The organism is Methylocaldum sp. 14B (assembly GCF_002005105.1).
GTDB lineage: Bacteria > Pseudomonadota > Gammaproteobacteria > Methylococcales > Methylococcaceae > Methylocaldum.
The window spans coordinates 15687-33979 of sequence record NZ_MSCV01000015.1; the positions used below are offsets into that span (position 1 = coordinate 15687).

General features: G+C 57.6%; 14 protein-coding genes. 4 read left to right on the forward strand and 10 right to left on the reverse strand.

What is annotated here, in order from left to right:
• Positions 1-30: 30 nt before the first annotated feature.
• Positions 31-960, reverse strand: coding sequence for a quinoprotein relay system zinc metallohydrolase 2 (locus tag B2A78_RS12450; protein WP_077730324.1), 930 nt, complete (start codon positions 958-960; stop codon positions 31-33).
• Positions 960-1865 (reverse strand): LysR substrate-binding domain-containing protein, encoded by a 906-nt coding sequence (locus tag B2A78_RS12455; RefSeq protein WP_077730325.1) that lies wholly within the window; start codon positions 1863-1865, stop codon positions 960-962. The genes B2A78_RS12450 and B2A78_RS12455 overlap by 1 nt, the downstream gene beginning before the upstream one ends.
• Before the next feature lie 202 nt (positions 1866-2067).
• Between B2A78_RS12455 and B2A78_RS12460 the strand changes: the two genes are divergently transcribed.
• The 4 genes from B2A78_RS12460 (at position 2068) to B2A78_RS12475 (ending at position 9742) form a co-directional block, all read left to right on the forward strand.
• Positions 2068-3765: an NAD(P)H-dependent oxidoreductase subunit E gene (locus B2A78_RS12460; protein ID WP_077730409.1), complete on the forward strand. Its 1698-nt coding sequence runs from the start codon at positions 2068-2070 to the stop codon at positions 3763-3765.
• A 27-nt stretch (positions 3766-3792) separates the two neighbouring features.
• Entirely contained in the window at positions 3793-6570 is a 2778-nt protein-coding gene (gene fdhF, locus B2A78_RS12465) for a formate dehydrogenase subunit alpha (protein WP_077730326.1), read from the forward strand.
• A 295-nt stretch (positions 6571-6865) separates the two neighbouring features.
• Entirely contained in the window at positions 6866-8731 is a 1866-nt protein-coding gene (locus B2A78_RS12470; RefSeq protein ID WP_077730327.1) for a methanol/ethanol family PQQ-dependent dehydrogenase, read from the forward strand.
• Positions 8732-8869: 138 nt separating this feature from the next.
• A complete protein-coding gene (locus B2A78_RS12475) occupies positions 8870-9742 on the forward strand; it encodes a substrate-binding domain-containing protein (protein ID WP_077730328.1) in 873 nt (290 codons plus the stop codon).
• Positions 9743-9816: 74 nt separating this feature from the next.
• Here B2A78_RS12475 and lysS read toward each other — a convergent pair whose 3' ends face one another.
• The 8 genes from lysS to sufB form a co-directional block, all read right to left on the reverse strand.
• Entirely contained in the window at positions 9817-11307 is a 1491-nt protein-coding gene (lysS, locus tag B2A78_RS12480) for a lysine--tRNA ligase (protein WP_077730329.1), read from the reverse strand.
• A 101-nt stretch (positions 11308-11408) separates the two neighbouring features.
• A protein-coding gene (gene prfB / locus B2A78_RS12485) for a peptide chain release factor 2 (protein ID WP_133719003.1) occupies positions 11409-12507 on the reverse strand; the annotation gives its coding sequence in 2 pieces (ribosomal slippage) (positions 11409-12431 and positions 12433-12507; 1098 coding nt in all).
• Between the two features lie 94 nt (positions 12508-12601).
• Complete coding sequence (locus tag B2A78_RS12490; protein WP_077730331.1) at positions 12602-12922, reverse strand: non-heme iron oxygenase ferredoxin subunit; 321 nt, start codon at positions 12920-12922, stop codon at positions 12602-12604.
• Positions 12923-12937: 15 nt separating this feature from the next.
• On the reverse strand, positions 12938-13393 hold the full coding sequence (sufU, locus tag B2A78_RS12495; protein WP_077730332.1) for a Fe-S cluster assembly sulfur transfer protein SufU: 456 nt from the start codon (positions 13391-13393) through the stop codon (positions 12938-12940).
• Positions 13393-14634, reverse strand: a complete 1242-nt coding sequence (locus B2A78_RS12500; protein WP_077730410.1) for a cysteine desulfurase — start codon at positions 14632-14634, stop codon at positions 13393-13395. The genes sufU and B2A78_RS12500 overlap by 1 nt, the downstream gene beginning before the upstream one ends.
• Positions 14635-14702: 68 nt before the next feature.
• Positions 14703-16022 carry a Fe-S cluster assembly protein SufD gene (gene sufD, locus B2A78_RS12505; protein ID WP_077730333.1) on the reverse strand — a complete coding sequence of 440 codons (1320 nt, stop codon included), beginning with the start codon at positions 16020-16022 and terminating at the stop codon, positions 14703-14705.
• Position 16023: 1 nt separating this feature from the next.
• The gene (gene sufC / locus B2A78_RS12510; protein ID WP_077730334.1) at positions 16024-16782 is read right to left on the reverse strand and encodes a Fe-S cluster assembly ATPase SufC; all 759 of its coding nucleotides are present in this window, start codon (positions 16780-16782) and stop codon (positions 16024-16026) included.
• A gap of 47 nt (positions 16783-16829) precedes the next feature.
• Positions 16830-18275: a Fe-S cluster assembly protein SufB gene (gene sufB, locus B2A78_RS12515; protein ID WP_077730335.1), complete on the reverse strand. Its 1446-nt coding sequence runs from the start codon at positions 18273-18275 to the stop codon at positions 16830-16832.
• Between the last annotated feature and the right edge of the window lie 18 nt (positions 18276-18293).

Sequence of the window (18293 nt, forward strand, 5' to 3'; positions counted from 1 at the left end):
GAGTTACTCTCCGGGTAAGTGTTCGGGGATTTAGTCGTCTTCCCACTCCAGTTCGGCGAATGCAGTGGAAATATTCCTCTTATGGAACTCGTCGAACAGTTGCCAGTCATCGCGGACCGATAAATCGACGTTCTCCATGGCATCCTCCATGGTTTTGTCATCTTTGATGAACGCTCTGATCTCGGACTGCAAAGTCTTGAGATAGCGCTCCTCGGGCTCCAATGCTCCAGGCCAATCGGCCGAAACCGGGCCGTGTCCCGGTATTGCCAGCTTGGCATCGATCGTTTTGAGTTGCTCGATCGTCGCGAGCCAGCCATTGAGGCTTCCGTCAACCACGGGTAAATGCCCCATGAACAGGAGATCGGCAAGCCAAAGGGTCTTGGTTTGAGCGTCGTAAATGCTGAGATCGTTGTCGGTGTGGGATGTCTTGTGTGCCCTCAAAAGCAGCGTTCTGGCGCCGAGCTCTAGCACGAGCGTGTCCCGAACCGAATGATCGGGCGGCACGAAGTTCTCGATCTTTAAACTGAAGCCGAGATCGCGCTCGGCCTTTTCTTGATAAAAGGGCGCGCGCATCGCCATGGCTTCGGCAAGCTTGTGATGGCCGATGAAACTGACGCCGGGCTGTTTGAATGCGATATTGCCGTAGATGTGATCCGGATGGACGTGGGTGTTGATGACGTAGCAGATCGGAGTCGTGGTGATGGATTCGATGGCGCTTCTCAAGGCATGGCCTTGCTCCGGGCTGCCCCCGGTATCAATCACCGCCACGCAACGCTGGCCGACTATGAAGCCGATATTGGCGATCTCGCCGCGGTTGTGGCTATCCGGCAGTTCGTGGACGCCCTGGTGAACGTAAATGCCCGGCGCGACCTGCTGAAGCGAGAGTTTGGGGATGTCGGTCTGGGCGGGGGCGTTTAGCGCGGTGAGCGACAGGATGAGCGCAATGACTGGAACTTTCATTAAGGTCTTGTGTCTTTTTCGTTGGCGATCAATAGATCGAGCAAAGCGCGGCTGGCCCGCGACCGCATTTTCGCTTCGGGCGCGATGATGTTCAACTGCCAGCGGAGGCCATCGGGCGGGTTGATCCGCCGTGATACCAAGCTGTTATTTTCATGGCGCATGGCCTGAATGGATGCAAAACCGATACCGAGTCCGGCCCGGACAGACTCTTTCACGCCCGCGACGCCCATCACCTCGATATTGACCGGCGCCGTAATATGCGCTTCGGCCAACGCGGTTTCGACGACTTGCCTCGCACCCGATCCCGGTTCGCGCCAGATGATTTGGTAGCGGGTAAAAACATCGAGAGGAACGGCCTCCGGATAAATTTCCGCGATTTCATGATTCTGGGGGACGATCAGCACGATTTCGTCCTCTTTCCACGGCAGCATGCGGAATGGCGCGGATAACTGCTCGGTCGCGACCGGGCCTTCGATGAAAGCCAAATCCAACTCCGGAAGATTTTGCACGATTTCTTGGGTATTGCCGGTATTGATATACACATGCACGCCGGGGTAGTCGGTTTGGAGTCTCACGACGTATTCGGGTAGGTAATAGCTGGCGATGGTCATCGTCGAGCCGATGCGCAAGGTTCCGACGTTGACCTGCTGTAAGCGGCGGATGTAGTCCTTCGCCTCGCGATAGTCGCGTTCCATGCGTTCGGCGTATTCGAGTAGACCTTGGCCTGCCGGTGTCAAAACGATTTGATGGCCGACTCGCTCGTACAGCGGTTCTCCGACGGCATCCTGAAGTAACTTCAGCTGCCCGGAGACGGCCGGTTGGCCTAGATTCAGCTGTTCAGCGGCTCGAGTGATGCTTTTCAGCTTTGCCACGATCGCAAAGGTCAGGAGAGACTGCAAGTTCATACATGATTCTGCATAAATATGCGTAACATCATGAAAAGTAATGGAAAATTCATGAATATCGATTTGAATTTGATGGACCCATCCGCTACAGTCGCGTACACCGATTCGACTACCCGCTAGAACGCGTTGTTTCTGCCGATGTTGAGGGCGCTGGGCCCGAGAACGGCTGTTTCCGAAGCACTATATTAAAGGTATGCACCGTATGACCACAGCTCCGGTTGCTTTTAAGAAAGTCAAGAAAAATAAGAGGATGGCGCCCAAGGGGCGCCCGATCGACCTCAAGGCCTTGGAGGAGATTCGTGCCTTGCTCGGCGAAGCGCCGCGTCGCCGGGATTTGCTGATCGAGCATCTGCATAAGATTCAGGATGCCTACAAGTATATTTCCGCAAAACATGTCGTTGCCTTGGCCCATGAGATGAAGCTTTCTCCAGCCGAGGTGTATGAGGTCGCTACCTTCTACCATCATTTCGATGTGGTCAAAGAGAACGAGACGCCTCCGCCGCCCTTGACGGTGCGCGTTTGCGAGTCGGTTTCCTGTGAAATGGCCGGCGCCAAGCCGTTGCTGGAAGCACTTCAAAAAGGGCTGGGAGAAGGGGTCCGCGTGATTCCGGCACCATGCGTCGGACGTTGCCAGCATGCGCCGGTTGCCGTGGTGGGGCAAAATCCGATCGATAATGCCAACGAAGAAACAGTACAGCAGGCGGTTGTCAGCAGGGCGGTCGAAGCCGAGGTCCCGGCTTACATCGATTATTCCCAGTATATCGCTCAGGGCGGATACCAAACCCTGAAGGCATGCATCGAAGGCAAGCGCAACCGCGAGTGGGCGATTAATGCCATGGAGCATTCCGGTTTGCGCGGTCTTGGCGGCGCCGGTTTTCCGGCGGGACGCAAGTGGCGGATCGTCAGTAGCTATCCGGGGCCGAGGCTCATGGCAGTGAACATCGACGAGGGCGAGCCGGGCACTTTCAAGGATCGCCATTACCTGGAAAGCGATCCTCACCGTTTTCTCGAAGGTATGCTGATCGCCGCGTGGGCGGTCGACATCAGCGAGATCTATATCTATCTTCGCGACGAGTATGCCGCCTGCCGCAAGATTCTTACCGAAGAACTGGCCAAGCTGCAGAGCAATCCGCCTTCCGCAACACACCTGATTCCGCCGATTCATCTACGGCGGGGGGCCGGCGCCTACATCTGTGGCGAGGAGTCGGCAATGATCGAATCCATCGAGGGCAAGCGCGGCATGCCGCGGCTCCGTCCTCCCTTCGTTGCCGAAGTCGGTTTGTTCGGCCGTCCCACGCTGGAGCACAACATGGAGACGGTGTTCTGGGTGCGCGACATTCTGGAGAAGGGACCCGAGTGGTTCTCTTCGTTCGGGCGGCACGGCCGTAAAGGATTGCGTTCGTTCTCGGTCAGCGGGCGCGTGCAGAAACCGGGGGTTCATCTGGCCCCCGCCGGTATCACCGTGCGCGAGCTGATCGACGAATACTGCGGCGGCATGCTGCCGGGACACGAGTTCTACGGCTACTTCCCCGGCGGCGCTTCCGGCGGAATTCTGCCGGCATCCATGGGCGATATTCCGCTGGATTTCGACACCTTGAATCAGTACGGCTGTTTTATCGGCTCCGCTGCCGTCGTCATCCTGTCCAACCAGGACAGCGCCAAGGCGATGGCGATCAACGCCATGAAGTTTTTCGAGGAAGAATCGTGCGGTCAATGCACGCCTTGCCGGGTCGGTACCGGCAAGGCGGTCAGGCTCATGCAAAAGGACCAATGGGACAAGCCCTTGCTGGACGACATCTCCAAGGTGATGACCGATGCATCCATCTGCGGCCTTGGTCAGGCGGCGGCAAATCCCTTGCAGTGCGTGTTCAAGTATTTCCCCCAAGAGCTTGAAAAGTAAGCGAGCTGAAATCCGTAGGAACGAGATATGGTTGCCAATCCCAAAGATTTAAAGACAGCGAAGACCGTCGGATTCAAGCTCGACGGCGAAGACATTCAGGCTTTCGAAGGCGAAACTATCCTTCAGGCGGCCAAGCGGCAGGGTAAGGAGATCCCGCATCTGTGTTACAAAGACGGCTACCGGCCGGACGGCAATTGTCGCGCCTGCGTGGTGGAGATCAAGGGCGAACGTGTCCTGGCGCCGTCCTGTTGCCGTTATCCGCAGGAAGGGATGGATGTATCGAGCACGAGCGAGAGGGCTCGCACTTCTCAAAAGCTGGTGCTGGAGCTTCTGCTCTCCGATATGCCGGAGCAAGGCAAATCGCCTTATAACCCTCATTCCGAGCTGGATTTCTGGGCAGACAAGATGGAGGTCGGGAACCCTCGATTCCCCGGTCGAGGGCAGCCGGCTCCCGATTTTTCGCACCCCGCCATCGCCGTGAATCTGGACGCCTGCATCCAGTGCACGCGTTGCGTGCGGGCCTGCCGCGAAGAGCAGATGAATGACGTGATCGGCTACGCGTTCCGCGGGCATCACTCCAAGATCGTTTTCGATCAGGACGACCCGATGGGCGAGAGTACCTGCGTGGCCTGCGGTGAATGCGTGCAGGCGTGCCCGACCGGTGCCTTGATGCCGTCCAAGAATGTCGGCCTGGTCGAACCCGACAAGAAGATCGATTCCACCTGCCCTTACTGCGGCGTCGGGTGTCTTCTGACCTTCAACGTCAAGGACAACAAGATCCTTTACGTCGATGGACGCGACGGCGATACCAATCACAGCCGTCTCTGCGTCAAGGGTCGGTTCGGTTTCGATTACGTCCACAATCCCTTGCGCCTGACCAAGCCTCTGATCCGCAAGGAAGGCGTGGCGAAGACCACGGAACTGCTCGATCCTAAGGACATCGAGCAGGTCTTCCGTGAGGCGACCTGGGAGGAAGCACTGGATTTCGCCGCTTCCGGACTCCGCAAGATTCGTGACGAGAAGGGCCCCCAAGCTTTGGCCGGCTTTGGCTCGGCCAAAGGCAGCAACGAAGAGGCTTATTTGTTCCAGAAACTGGTGCGTACCGGCTTCGGCACCAATAACGTCGATCATTGCACCCGCTTGTGTCATGCCTCGTCGGTTGCGGCTTTGCTGGAGTGCATCGGTTCCGGCGCGGTATCGAATCCGGTGGAAGATGTCGCGAAGGCCGAGGTCATCGTCCTCATCGGGTCCAATCCCACGGTCAATCACCCGGTTGCGGCCACGTGGTTCAAGAATGCGGTGCGGAACGGCACCAAGCTCATCGTGATGGATCCGATCCGCACGGAAATTTGTCGCTTCGCGACCTATTCGCTGCAGTTCCGTCCGGATACCGACGTGGCCTTGCTCAACGCGATCATGCATACCATCGTTGCGGAAGGCCTATACAACGAGGAATACATCCGAAAGCACACCGAAGGCTTCGAACAGCTGAGAGAGCACCTGAAGGACTACAATCCTGACCTGATGGCTCCCGTGTGCGGCATCCCAGCGGAAACCATCAAGGAGGTGGCTCGTCTTTATGCCAAGTCCAAGGCGGCGATGATCCTCTGGGGAATGGGGGTGTCCCAGCACGTCCACGGTACCGACAATGCCCGTTGCTTGATCTCTCTCGCTCTGATGACCGGCCAGATCGGCCGTCCGGGCACCGGTTTGCATCCGCTGCGCGGACAAAACAACGTGCAGGGTGCGTCCGATGTGGGGCTTATCCCCATGGTCTATCCGGATTATCAGCCGGTCGGCGATGCCGAAGTCCGCGCAAAGTTCGAAAAGCTGTGGAGTACTCAACTCGACCCCAAGCCAGGCCTTACCGTGGTCGAAATCATCCATGCCATCCATGATGGCAAGCTGAACGGTCTCTATATCGAGGGTGAAAACCCGGCCATGTCCGATCCCAATCAGAACCACGCCCGCGAAGCCTTGGCGATGCTGGAGCACTGCGTGGTGCAGGACATCTTCCTGACCGAAACGGCCGGCTTCGCCGACGTGATTCTGCCGGCCTCGGCTTTCCCAGAAAAGACCGGGACCTTTACCAATACGGATCGCCGTGTTCAGTTGGGACGGCAAGCCATCGACCCGCCGGGCGACGCTCGACAGGACTGGTGGATCATTCAGGAAATCGCGCGGCGTATGGGGTTGGACTGGAATTACTCCGGCCCTAAGGATGTGTTCAACGAAATGCGCCAGGCGATGGGCAGCATCGCCGGTATTACCTGGGACCGGCTGGAGCGGGACGACTCCGTCATCTACCCGTGCGAGCAAGAGGGTGATCCCGGTGAACCGGTCATTTTTGTGGATGAGTTTCCGCGCAAGGGCGGCAAGGGATTGTTCGTTCCTGCGGTATTCAGCCGCGCGAACGAACTGCCCGACAATGACTATCCGTTTGTCTTCATTACCGGCCGGCAGCTCGAGCACTGGCATACCGGCAGTATGACCCGGCATGCGAGCGTTCTGGATGCGATCGAGCCCGATCCGGTTGTCTCGATTCATCCGCTCGACTTGGAAGCCTTGGGCGGCAAGCCAGGCGAATTGATTACCATCGAATCGAGGCGCGGCAAGATCTCCGCCTATGCGAGGGTCGATACTGGGTTGCAGCCGGGAAGCTTATTCATGGCCTTCTGTTACAACGAAGCCTCGGCCAATCTGATCACCAACGAGGCGTTGGATCCCTACGGTAAAATACCTGAATTCAAGTTCTGCGCCGTCAAAGTTACACCCGGCGGCAAGTTGTCCGAACGGATCAGTTAATCGATAGATTGATCTAGGGCAGCCCTGACGGCGGATTTGTCGTCAGGGCTTTCTTGCGTGTTGCCCAAAAAACCCGTCTAACCGTGCTGTGCCGGGCTTCGCAGCAGTTCTTGCATTATTGACTTTTAATCCGAAATACTTCAACTTACGCACGCAGACGGGCTTGTCGGGGAATTTCCACGAGTACCTTAGGGAATGTTTCCTTACGCAACATAAAATCCGTCCTATTGTTTTTAGGGTAACTTATCGTTAACAAAACGTACTCTGTGTATACAGAATACGAGGAGGAAAAGAGATGAAAAAACCCGTGAAAAGTTGGCTGGTCGCAACGTCGGTCGCATCGTTGCTGGCAGCCCCGGGGATTTCCCAAGCCAATACCGAAGTCGAAGCCCTCACGAAGGACCCCAAGAACTTCGCGAGTTGGGGCGGGGATTACTATGGCATGCGCTACAGCGCGCTGGACCAGATCAATAATAAGAACGTAAAGGATCTTCAGCCTGTCTGGACTTTCTCGACCGGCATGCTGCGTGGTCACGAAGGTGGCCCTCTCGTCATCAATGATGTGATCTATATTCAGACGCCTTACCCGCACAAGGTTTATGCGCTGGATCAAGGCACTCAGTCCGTAATCTGGGAGTACTCTTACTCACCCGATAAGGATGTCGATCCCAACCAGGTTATCTCGGTCATGTGCTGCGACGTGGTAAACCGTGGTCTCGCGTACGGCGACGGCAAGATCTTCCTGGCTCAGGGTGACGCTACGCTGGTTGCCTTGGACGCCAAGACCGGCAAAGTGGTGTGGAAGACCAAGAACGGCGAACCCAAGCTCGGCATGACCAGCACCAACGCTCCGCTGGTGGTAAAGGATAAGGTCATCACCGGTATCGCCGGCGGCGAGTTTGGTGTGCGCGGTTTCCTCGCGGCTTACAACATCAAAGACGGTACCTTGGCTTGGAAAGCCTACAGCATGGGTCCGGATTCCGACATCAAGGTCGATCCGGAAAAGACCATGACCTGGACCGACGGCAAAATGGCGCCGGTCGGCAAGGACTCCAGCGTGAAAACCTGGGAAGGCGATCAGTGGAAGCTCGGCGGTGGCACCACCTGGGGCTGGTACAGCTACGATCCGAAACTCAATCTGGTCTACTACGGCTCCGGCAACCCCGGTACCTGGAATCCGAGTCAGCGTCCCGGCGACAACAAATGGTCGATGACCCTCTGGGCTCGCGATGCGGATACCGGCGTGGCCAAGTGGGTTTATCAGATGACCCCGCACGACGAATGGGACTATGACGGCATCAATGAGACGCCCTTGATCGATCTGAAAATGACCGACAAGAACGGCAAGGAGCACGACAAGTTGATCGTCCACTTCGATCGTAACGGTTTCGGCTATACGCTCGACCGTGAAACCGGCGAGCTTCTGGTTGCCGAGAAATTCGACAAGGCCGTCAACTGGGCCAGCCACGTCGACATGAAGACCGGCCGTCCGCAGGTGGTCGACCAATACAGCACGCACAAGGGCGGTCCCGACCACAACACCACAGGGATCTGCCCGGCCGCTCTGGGTAGCAAGGACCAGCAGCCGATCGCGTTCTCGCCCCGGACCAATTTGGTCTATATTCCGGGCAACCACGTGTGCATGAACTACGAGCCTTTCGAAGTCGAGTACACGGCAGGTCAGCCGTACGTCGGCGCGACTCTCACCATGTTCCCGGCCGGTGTTGACGCCAAGACCGGCGAGAAGAACGGTTCGCATAACCTCGGCGTATTCACCGCCTGGGATCCGACGACCGGCAAGATCGTTTGGGCTAAGGACGAACCGTTCTCCGTATGGAGTGGCGCGGTTGCAACCGCTGGCGATGTCGTGTTCTACGGCACCTTGGAAGGCTACTTGAAAGCGGTTGACGCCAAGACCGGCCAAGAACTTTACAAGTTCAAGACCCCGTCGGGCATCATCGGCAACGTCAACACCTGGAGCTACAAAGGCAAGCAGTATGTTGGCGTTATGTCGGGTCTCGGTGGCTGGGCCGGTATCGGTATGGCCGCTGGCCTCGAAGGCGAAAGCGAAGGGTTGGGTGCTGTAGGCGCATACCGTAGCCTCAGCAACTACACCAAACTGGGCGGTGTATTCACCGTATTCGCTCTGCCTAACAAATAAATCTAAAGCGTTAGTTGTATAGTACGCCCTGGCTGATTCGTCAGCCGGGGCGTTCTTTTTGTAGTGGTTTTGAATGCCGAATTTTTACGTTTACTCTTGGTCTTAAAGACGTTTGTTCAAGCTATAAAGGAGTCCTTCATGACCGTTAGGTGCGATACCCGTCGGGCAGTGGTGCTTTTGGCGTCATTGTTGATGCCTTTTTCCGTGGCTCAAGCGGATAAAGATGCTTTCAAGGTTTGCGCAGACCCGAACAATCCACCTTTCTCAGATAAGAACGGTCATGGTTTCGAGAACAAAATTGCCGAGCTGTTCGCTAAGGAGTTGGGAAAAAAAGTCGAATACACCTGGTTCCCGCAGCGGATCGGCTTCATTCGGAATACTTTAAAAGCGCAATTGCCGGACTCCGACGAATACAAGTGCGACGTGGTGATGGGCGTGCCTACCGGATATGAGCTCGCCGCGACCACCAAGCCTTATTACCGTTCGACGTATGCCTTGGTTTACCGGAAAAATCGCGGCTGGGACGACATCAAATCGCCCGAAGATCTTGAACGTCTTCCGGACGAACGGAAGAGCAAGCTGCGCATCGCCATGTTCGATGGAGCGCCAGGCACAACCTGGCTATTCAATCATCAACTCGCCGATCAAGGGATACCTTATCAAAGCATGTCGGGAGATGCGTCGGTCAATACCGCTCAGATTCTTGCGAAGGATTTCTCTGAAGGGAAAATCGATATGGTCATCGTTTGGGGGCCGATCGCCGGTTACCTCGTCACTCAAGGGAAACCCGGGGCTTTCGGGATGATACCCATGAAGTCGGAAGAGTCGGTCAAATTCGACTTCCCTATCTCGATGGCCGTCCGCTTTCCCGACAAGGAGCGGAAAGAGGAGTTGAACTCTTTGATCGAACGAAACGCGAAGAAGATCGAAGCGTTACTACACGAGTATCGCGTGCCCTTGGTCGATCAGAATGGAAACCTGATCGAAGCGGCAAATAAAAGAAAAAAATAAGATATGGCGGGAGGGGCAGGGCGGTGAAGCCTTGCCCCTGCCTCGTTATGACGGTTCCGGTAAACCGGGGTTTTTCAGCTTTCTCGCCGCATGTGCGGGAAGAGAATGACGTCGCGGATCGAGGGCGAATCGGTGAAGAACATTACTAACCGGTCTATGCCGATGCCCTCGCCCGCGGTCGGCGGCAGCCCGTATTCCAAAGCGCGGATATAGTCCGCATCGTAGTGCATCGCTTCTTCGTCCCCGGCATCCTTGTCTGCAACCTGTTTTTTGAACCGCTCCGCTTGATCTTCCGGGTCGTTCAGCTCCGAGAAGCCATTGGCGATTTCCCGTCCTCCGATGAACAGCTCGAATCGGTCGGTCACGAATGCATTCTGATCGTTGCGGCGGGCCAGGGGCGATGTTTCGGTGGGATATTCCGTGATGAATACCGGACCCATCAGTCGATGCTCTACGGTTTTCTCGAAAATCTCAGTCTGGAGTTTGCCTAGACCATCGCCTGGGGTGACGAGATAACCCAGGCGCTCCGCAACTTGGGCCGCCCGATCGCGATCGGCGAGATCCTCAGCCGTCAGGTCCGGATTGTAGCGAAGAATCGATTCGAGTACGGTCAGCCGTTCGAACGGCTGCGCCAAATCGTAACTTTGACTCTCGTGTACGACGGTGGCGCTTCCGAAGAGCTTAACGGCTAGGCCGCGTAGCATTTCCTCGGACAAGTCCATCAAGTCCCGGTAGTCTGCATAGGCCTGATAGAACTCCAGCATCGTGAACTCCGGATTGTGCTTGGTGGACAATCCTTCGTTGCGGAAGCTGCGGTTGATCTCGAAAACCTTTTCGAACCCGCCGACGACGAGGCGCTTCAGGTAAAGCTCCGGCGCGATACGAAGATACAAATCCATATCGAGCGCGTTGTGATGGGTGATGAACGGCTTGGCCCGAGCTCCTCCCGGGATCACTTGCATCATCGGGGTTTCCACTTCGAGAAAGTCCCGCTCGAGCAGAAACTGCCGAATAAACTGAACGATGGTGCTGCGCATCTTGAACACTCGCCGCGAATCCTCATTCATGACGAGGTCGACATAGCGCTGCCGGTGGCGGGTTTCTTCGTCCGTTAGGCCGTGAAATTTCTCCGGCAAGGGGCGCAGTGATTTGGTAAGAAGGCGAATGCCCGTGGCTCGTATGGACAGCTCGCCGGTCTTGGTTCGAAACGCCGTTCCCTCGACGCCGATGATATCGCCGATGTCCCAGTGCTTGAAGGCTTCATATTCGCCTTCCGGCAGGGCATCCTTCTGCAGGAAAATCTGAATGCGGCCGGACATGTCCTGAATATGGGCAAAGCTCGCCTTGCCCATCAGTCGCTTACCCATGAGTCGCCCGGCGGCTTTCACCCGGATGTTGCGCGTTTCGAGGGTGGCGCCATCCTCGTCCCCGTATTGGTCATGAAGTGCCTGTACCAGTGTGTTGCGCCGGAAATCGTTGGGGAAGGCAATGCCGCTCCGACGCAATTCAGTCAGTTTTTCCCGCCTCTGAGCGATGAGTTTGTTTTCGTCGAGTTGTTCGGTCATACCGTTTCTTGTTACGAAAATGTTTCAGGGAAAGCTCCGCTTGAGCGGAGTAAACCAGGCTGTTTGCGGCGGGCCGGGCATACTCCGACCGCCTTTAAGCCTCACAGGCCGCTTTTCAAGCTGGCTTCGATGAACATGTCCAGATCGCCGTCCAGCACGGCTTGCGGGTTGCCGGTTTCGACCCCGGTGCGCAAATCCTTGATCCTTGATTGGTCCAGTACGTACGAGCGAATCTGGCTGCCCCAGCCGATGTCGGACTTGGAATCTTCCAGTTTTTGCTTTTCCGCGTTGCGCTTCAGCATCTCCATCTCGTAGAGCTTCGCCCGAAGCTGTTTCATGCATCGGTCGCGGTTGGCGTGCTGGGACCGTTCGGTCTGGCACTGTACCACGATGCCGCTGGGAACGTGCGTGATGCGCACGGCGGATTCAGTTCGGTTGACGTGCTGTCCGCCGGCGCCGCTGGCCCGGTATACGTCGGTGCGGAGATCGGCCGGATTGATTTCGATATCGATCGTGTCGTCCACTTCGGGCGAAACGAATACCGAGGAGAACGAGGTATGCCGACGATTGCCGGAGTCGAACGGTGATTTTCGGACCAGACGGTGCACGCCGGTTTCGGTTCGCAGCCAGCCGTAGGCATATTCGCCCTCGAAGCGGATGGTAGCGCTCTTGATGCCGGCAACGTCACCGGGCGACTCTTCGATCAGTTCGGTCTTGAAGCCGCGGCGTTCGCCCCAGCGAAGATACATGCGTTCCAGCATTTCCGCCCAGTCCTGGGCCTCGGTGCCGCCGGACCCCGCCTGAATGTCGAGGAAGGCATTGTTCGGGTCCATTTCGCCGGCGAACATGCGCCGGAACTCGAGATCGGCTACCAGCTTTTCGAAGCGTTCGAGATCGGCAGCCACGGTGTCCACGGTTGCTTCGTCGTCTTCTTCCACCGCCAGTTCGAGGAGTTCCTCGGCGTCGTTCACGCCCTGCTCGATGCTGACCAGGTTGTTGACGACCGACTCGAGCTGCGTGCGCTCGCGTCCCAGATTTTGGGCTCTTTCGGGGTCGTCCCAGATCTTTGGGTCTTCCAGTTCCTTTAAAACTTCGTCCAGCCGCTCCCGTTTGGTATCGAAGTCAAAGGTACCCCCTAAGAGCTGCCTGGCGGCTCTTCAAGTCTTTGATTTGGTTGTAGAGGGGATTGAGTTCGCGCATGGTGAATGGTTTTCAGTATCCGGCGAAAAAACCGCGATAGTACTACAGATGAGCGAGAAGAAAAACGAGCGGAAGCGTGCGGCTCAACTCGGCATCAGTCCCAGCGCTCGTCTCGCACCTGAATCATGCCGTTTGCGATGCGGACCGGAAAGCACGGGAGGTCCTCATAGGCCGGGGGCTTGAGGACTTTGCCGGTCTTTAGGCAGAAGCGGGCGCCATGGCGAGGGCAGACGATTTCGCAGCCTTCCAGCCGGCCGCTCGCGATCTCGGCGCCATCGTGGGTACAGACATCCTCGACGGCATAATACTCGCCGTCGATCATGAACACGGCGACGTCGGTTCCGTCGACATCCACGACGACATGCTCGCCGTTTTGAAGACTGCCTTCACGGGCGACATCGATCCAGTCGGACATGAAACGACTCTCTCTTTATTCGGTACTGACGGTGTCGGCTTCGTTCTTGAGAGCCGCTTGCAACGAATGCCAGGCCAGGGTGGCGCATTTCACCCGGGCCGGGTAGGCGCGTACGCCCGACAGGACCGCCAGTTTGCCGATTTCTTCCAGGTTCACGGCGTCGTCGTTCTTGCCGGTGGTGATGCGATGGAACAGATCGAACAAGTGCTGGGCCTCGTCCTCGGTGTGGCCTTTGACGATTTCGGTCATGAGCGAGGCCGAGGCCGTCGAAATGGCGCAGCCCGAGCCTTGGAAGCTCACGTCCTCGATTACGCCGGCGTTGACTTTGACGTAAAGCGTGATCTTGTCGCCGCACAAGGGGTTGAACCCCTCGATCTTGCGGTTGGCGTCTTCCATCACCCGGAAATTGCGCGGGTTGCGGTTATGGTCGAATACGACTTCCTGATAGAGATCCCTGATCTGATCCAGCATTAGCCGAACACCTCGATGACTTTTCGAATACCGTCCACCAGGATATCGATTTCCTCGAAGGTATTGTAGAGCCCGAAGGAGGCGCGGGCGGTCGCGGGCACGCCGAAGAAGTCCATCACCGGCATGGCGCAATGGTGTCCTGCCCGGATGGCGATGCCGAGGTGATCCAGAATCGTGCCGATGTCGTGGGGGTGTATGCGCTCCAGCGTAAACGACAGGATGGCGCCTTTCCGTTCTGCGGTGCCGACGATAGTCAATTGCGGAATTTCGAGGGCCCGTTCCGTGGCGTATTGCAACAACTGGTTCTCGTACTCGGCGATGGCATCCATGCCTATGGTCTCGAGATATTCCACCGCCGTGCCCAGGGCGATCGCGTCCACGATGTTCGGCGTGCCCGCTTCGAACTTGAAAGGCAGGGTGTTGTACTCGGTTTTATCGAAAGTGACGCGGCGGATCATGTCGCCGCCGCCTTGATAAGGCGGCATCGCCTCGAGCCATTTTTCCTTGCCGTAGAGAATGCCGATGCCGGTCGGACCGTACAGCTTGTGCCCGGACAGGGCGTAGAAGTCGCAGTCCAGGTCCTGGACGTCCACCGCCATGTGAGGCGCCGCCTGCGCGCCGTCGAGAAGCACCGGAATGTCCCGGCTATGGGCCAATTCGATGATGGCTTTGACCGGGTTGATCGTTCCCAGCGCATTGGACATGTGGCAGACCGAGACCAGCCGGGTGCGCGGCGACAGGAGTTGCTCGAATTCGTCCAGCAGAAGTTCGCCGGTTCGGCCGATCGGAGCGACCTTCAGCTTTGCGCCGGTTTGTTCGCACAGCATCTGCCAGGGGACGATGTTGGAGTGATGCTCCATGGCGGTGATGAGGATTTCGTCGCCTTCTTTCAAGGTGCTGCGGCCGAAACTTTGGGCAACCAGATTGATGGCTTCGGTGGTGCCCCGCACGAACACGATTTCGTGGCTGTGCTTGGCATTGAGAAACTGCTGTAGCTTCTCGCGCGCACCTTCGAAGAGATCGGTCGAGCGCTGGCTCAGGGTATGCACGCCGCGGTGAACATTGGAGTAGTCGTTCTCGTAAACCCGGCGGATGCAATCGATAACTGCTGTGGGCTTTTGCGTGGTGGCGGCGTTATCTAGATAGACCAGCGGTTTACCGTTCACCGTTTGGCGGAGAATCGGAAAGTCCTCGCGAAGTTTCGCGACGTTATAACCGACCGAGTTCGGCCGAGTTTTCAGGCTGGCCGCGCTTGGAGCGGAATGTGCTGGATTCTGTGTCATAACGGCTTGGGAAGCGGAAACCTTGTTCATAGCCAATCCTTTCGGATGTCGGATTGCGGCAGAAAAGACAACAGTTCGCTTTGAACCAGTCGTTTGAGACTGCTTAACCGTATCTTTTCGACCATTTCATTGGCAAAGGCGAAGGTGAGCATATTGCGCGCCGTCGGTTCATCCACGCCGCGCGATTCGAGGTAAAAAATGGCCTCCGGATCGAGTTGCCCTACCGTCACGCCGTGAGCGCATTTCACGTCGTCCGCGTGAATTTCCAGCTGCGGCTTGCTGTCGATCTCGGCGTCTTCCGACAAGAGCAGGTTGCGGTTGCTCATTTCGGCGTCGGTTTTCTGGGCTTCCGGGTGAACGACGATGCGCCCTGCAAAGACGCCCCGCGCGCGATCCCCGGCGATGCCGCGGTAGGTTTCGCGGCTGGTGCCGCAGGGTGCCCGGTGATGGATCAGGGTCTGGGTGTCCAGATGCCGCCGTCCGGTCGCGAGGAACAGTCCGTCCAGTTCGCACTCCGCCGCATGGCCCAATTGAGCGTGAATCTCGGTACGAGCCAAAAGGCCGCCGAAAGCAAGATGATGCTGGCGGAGTCGGGCCGAGCGCGCCTCTCGCGCGTAAATGCCGCCGAAGTGATAGCTCTTGGCGGTCTCGCTCTGAAGCTTGTAATGGTCGAATCCCGCATTCTCGCCCACCGAGATTTCGGTGACCGAGGCCGTGAGATAGCTTGAGTCTCCGATACCCGCATACGTTTCAACGAGGCTGGCTTCGGCATTCTGCTCCAGCGCGACGAGATTGCGGGTCACAGACAGTCCGTCCGGGCGTGTCGAGAAATGGATCACCTGCAAGGGTCTGTCCAGAACCTTGCCGGCCGGGATGTGCACGAATGCGCCGTCTCTGAAATACGCGGTGGTGAAGGCGATAAAGCCGTGAGCTACTTCCGGAACCACTTGGTTGAGTAAGCCCTCGATCAGATCGGGATACTGTTCCAGCGCGTTGGCCAGAGATGTCGCGATTACGCCCTCGGGAAGGTTGGCAGTCACGGAATGTTCGGCGGAATAAACGCCGTCGACGAAGACCAGCAACCAGGCACCTTCCAGACGGAGCCGCGCCAGAGCGTTCGTATCCGTCGCGCCTGCGGGCGCGCCCACAGTCGGCACGAACAGCTTCTTCTCCAGGGTGGCGACATTGGTGTATTTCCACTCTTCCTCGCGCGGCGAGGGAAAGCCGCTGGCGGAGAAGCGGCTTTGGGCCTCTTCCCGCAGCCGGCGCAGCCACGGCAGATGCTCGCCCGGCAGCTTCGATGCCAATTCGCGATAGTGTTCGACGTAGTGCTGAGCCGCGCTCATATCAGGCACCCGCAGACGTCAGTTGATCGACCCAGCCGTAGCCTTTCTTTTCCAGTTCCAGCGCCAGGCTGGCATCGCCCGATTTCATGATCCGGCCGTGGGCGAGCACGTGAACCTGATCCGGCTTGATGTAGTTCAGCAGGCGCTGGTAATGGGTGACCAGGATGAAGGAGCGATCCGCCGAACGCAGGGCATTCACGCCGTCCGCCACCAGCTTGAGCGCGTCGATGTCGAGCCCGGAGTCGGTTTCGTCGAGAATGCACAGGCTCGGTTCGAGCACCGCCATCTGGAGGATTTCGTTGCGCTTCTTTTCGCCGCCGGAGAAGCCTTCGTTGACGCCGCGGTATAGGAACTGCTCGTCCAGATTTACTGCCTTGATCTTCTCCTTGACCAGTTTCAGGAAGTCCATGGCGTCGACTTCGCTCAGGCCCCGATGTTTGCGGATGGCGTTCAGGGCGGCCTTCAAGAGATAAATATTGCTGACGCCGGCGATTTCCACCGGGTATTGAAAGGCGAGAAAAACGCCTTCACGGGCGCGCTCCTCGGGTTTCATTTCCAGAAGATTCCGACCGAGATAGCTCACGGTTCCATCGGTGACTTCATAACCCGCGCGACCGGCCAGCACGTGGGACAGCGTGCTCTTGCCGGAGCCGTTCGGTCCCATGATGGCATGGACCTCGCCGGGCCTGATGTCCAGGCTGATGCCTTTGAGGATGGGTTTGTCGTCGACCCGGACGTGGAGATTCTCGATTTTGAGCATAACTGACTTACCTGAGGTTTATTCTGTTGGATGGATCGACCGGGATACTAGCCTACGCTGCCTTCCAAACTGATTCCCAAGAGCGCCTGGGCTTCCACGGCGAATTCCATGGGCAGCTCCTTGAACACTTGCTTGCAGAAGCCGTTCACGATCATCGATACCGCGTCCTCGGCGGACAGGCCACGCTGCATGCAGAAGAACAGCTGGTCCTCGCTGATCTTGGAGGTGCTGGCTTCGTGCTCCACTTGCGCCGTGGGCTGCTTGACTTCGATGTAAGGGAAGGTATGCGCGCCGCAGCGATCGCCGATCAGCAGCGAGTCGCACTGGGTGTAATTGCGCGCGTTCTCGGCTGATTTCAGGATTTTCACCAGGCCGCGATAGCTGTTCTGGGCACGGCCGGCGGAAATCCCCTTGGAGATGATGGTGCTGCGGGTGTTCTTGCCGAGATGGATCATCTTGGTGCCGGTGTCGGCCTGCTGGCAATGATTGGTTACCGCAACCGAATAGAACTCGCCCACCGATTCGTCGCCGCGCAGGATGCAGCTCGGGTATTTCCAGGTGATGGCAGACCCGGTTTCCACCTGGGTCCAGGAAATCTTGGATTTGCGGCCCCGGCAATCGCCCCGCTTGGTGACGAAGTTGTAGATGCCGCCGCGGCCTTCTTCGTCGCCCGGATACCAGTTCTGCACCGTCGAATATTTGATCTCCGCGTTGTCCAGGGCCACCAATTCCACCACCGCGGCATGCAGTTGGTTTTCATCCCGCATCGGAGCGGTGCAGCCTTCGAGATAGCTGACGTAGCTGCTATCTTCGGCAATGATGAGAGTGCGTTCGAACTGGCCCGTTTTCGCGGCGTTGATGCGGAAATAGGTGGACAGTTCCATCGGGCAGCGCACGCCTTTCGGGATGTAGACGAAGGAGCCGTCGGAGAACACCGCCGAATTGAGCGCCGCGAAGAAGTTGTCGCCGGGCGGCACTACGCTGCCGAGGTATTGGCGCACCAGGTCGGGATGGTTCTGGATCGCTTCCGACATGGAGCAGAAAATCACGCCCGCTGCCGCCAGCTTTTCCTTGAAAGTCGTCGCCACCGATACGCTGTCGAACACGGCGTCGATGGCTACGCCGGCCAGCCTTTCCTGCTCGTAAAGCGGGATGCCGAGCTTGTTGTAGGTTTCCAGCAGCTTCGGGTCCACCTCGTCCAGGCTCTTCGGCTGTTCCTGGGACTTCGGCGCCGAGTAGTAGCTGATGGCCTGATAATCGACCGGTCCATAGTGGACGAAAGCCCACGTCGGCTCTTCCATGTTCAGCCAGTGACGGTAGGCTTCCAGCCGCCATTCGAGCATGAACTCGGGCTCGTTCTTTTTGGCCGAGATGGCGCGTATCACGTCCTCGTTGAGGCCGGGTGGAAGGGTATCCGCCTCCAGGTCGGTGACGAAGCCCGGCGCATAGTCCTTTTTGATGAGTTTATCCAGGGTTTTCGCTGTCGCAGACATGATGTTTACTCCGCGCCT

What these genes read in the sequence shown, in the direction of transcription:
- B2A78_RS12450 (WP_077730324.1), bottom strand. Translation starts at nt 960, where the DNA reads ATGAAAGTTCCAGTCATTGCGCTCATCCTGTCGCTCACCGCGCTAAAC.
- B2A78_RS12455 (WP_077730325.1), bottom strand. Translation starts at nt 1,865, where the DNA reads ATGAACTTGCAGTCTCTCCTGACCTTTGCGATCGTGGCAAAGCTGAAA.
- B2A78_RS12460 (WP_077730409.1), top strand. Translation starts at nt 2,068, where the DNA reads ATGACCACAGCTCCGGTTGCTTTTAAGAAAGTCAAGAAAAATAAGAGG.
- fdhF (WP_077730326.1), top strand. Translation starts at nt 3,793, where the DNA reads ATGGTTGCCAATCCCAAAGATTTAAAGACAGCGAAGACCGTCGGATTC.
- B2A78_RS12470 (WP_077730327.1), top strand. Translation starts at nt 6,866, where the DNA reads ATGAAAAAACCCGTGAAAAGTTGGCTGGTCGCAACGTCGGTCGCATCG.
- B2A78_RS12475 (WP_077730328.1), top strand. Translation starts at nt 8,870, where the DNA reads ATGACCGTTAGGTGCGATACCCGTCGGGCAGTGGTGCTTTTGGCGTCA.
- lysS (WP_077730329.1), bottom strand. Translation starts at nt 11,307, where the DNA reads ATGACCGAACAACTCGACGAAAACAAACTCATCGCTCAGAGGCGGGAA.
- B2A78_RS12490 (WP_077730331.1), bottom strand. Translation starts at nt 12,922, where the DNA reads ATGTCCGACTGGATCGATGTCGCCCGTGAAGGCAGTCTTCAAAACGGC.
- sufU (WP_077730332.1), bottom strand. Translation starts at nt 13,393, where the DNA reads ATGCTGGATCAGATCAGGGATCTCTATCAGGAAGTCGTATTCGACCAT.
- sufD (WP_077730333.1), bottom strand. Translation starts at nt 16,022, where the DNA reads ATGAGCGCGGCTCAGCACTACGTCGAACACTATCGCGAATTGGCATCG.
- sufC (WP_077730334.1), bottom strand. Translation starts at nt 16,782, where the DNA reads ATGCTCAAAATCGAGAATCTCCACGTCCGGGTCGACGACAAACCCATC.
- sufB (WP_077730335.1), bottom strand. Translation starts at nt 18,275, where the DNA reads ATGTCTGCGACAGCGAAAACCCTGGATAAACTCATCAAAAAGGACTAT.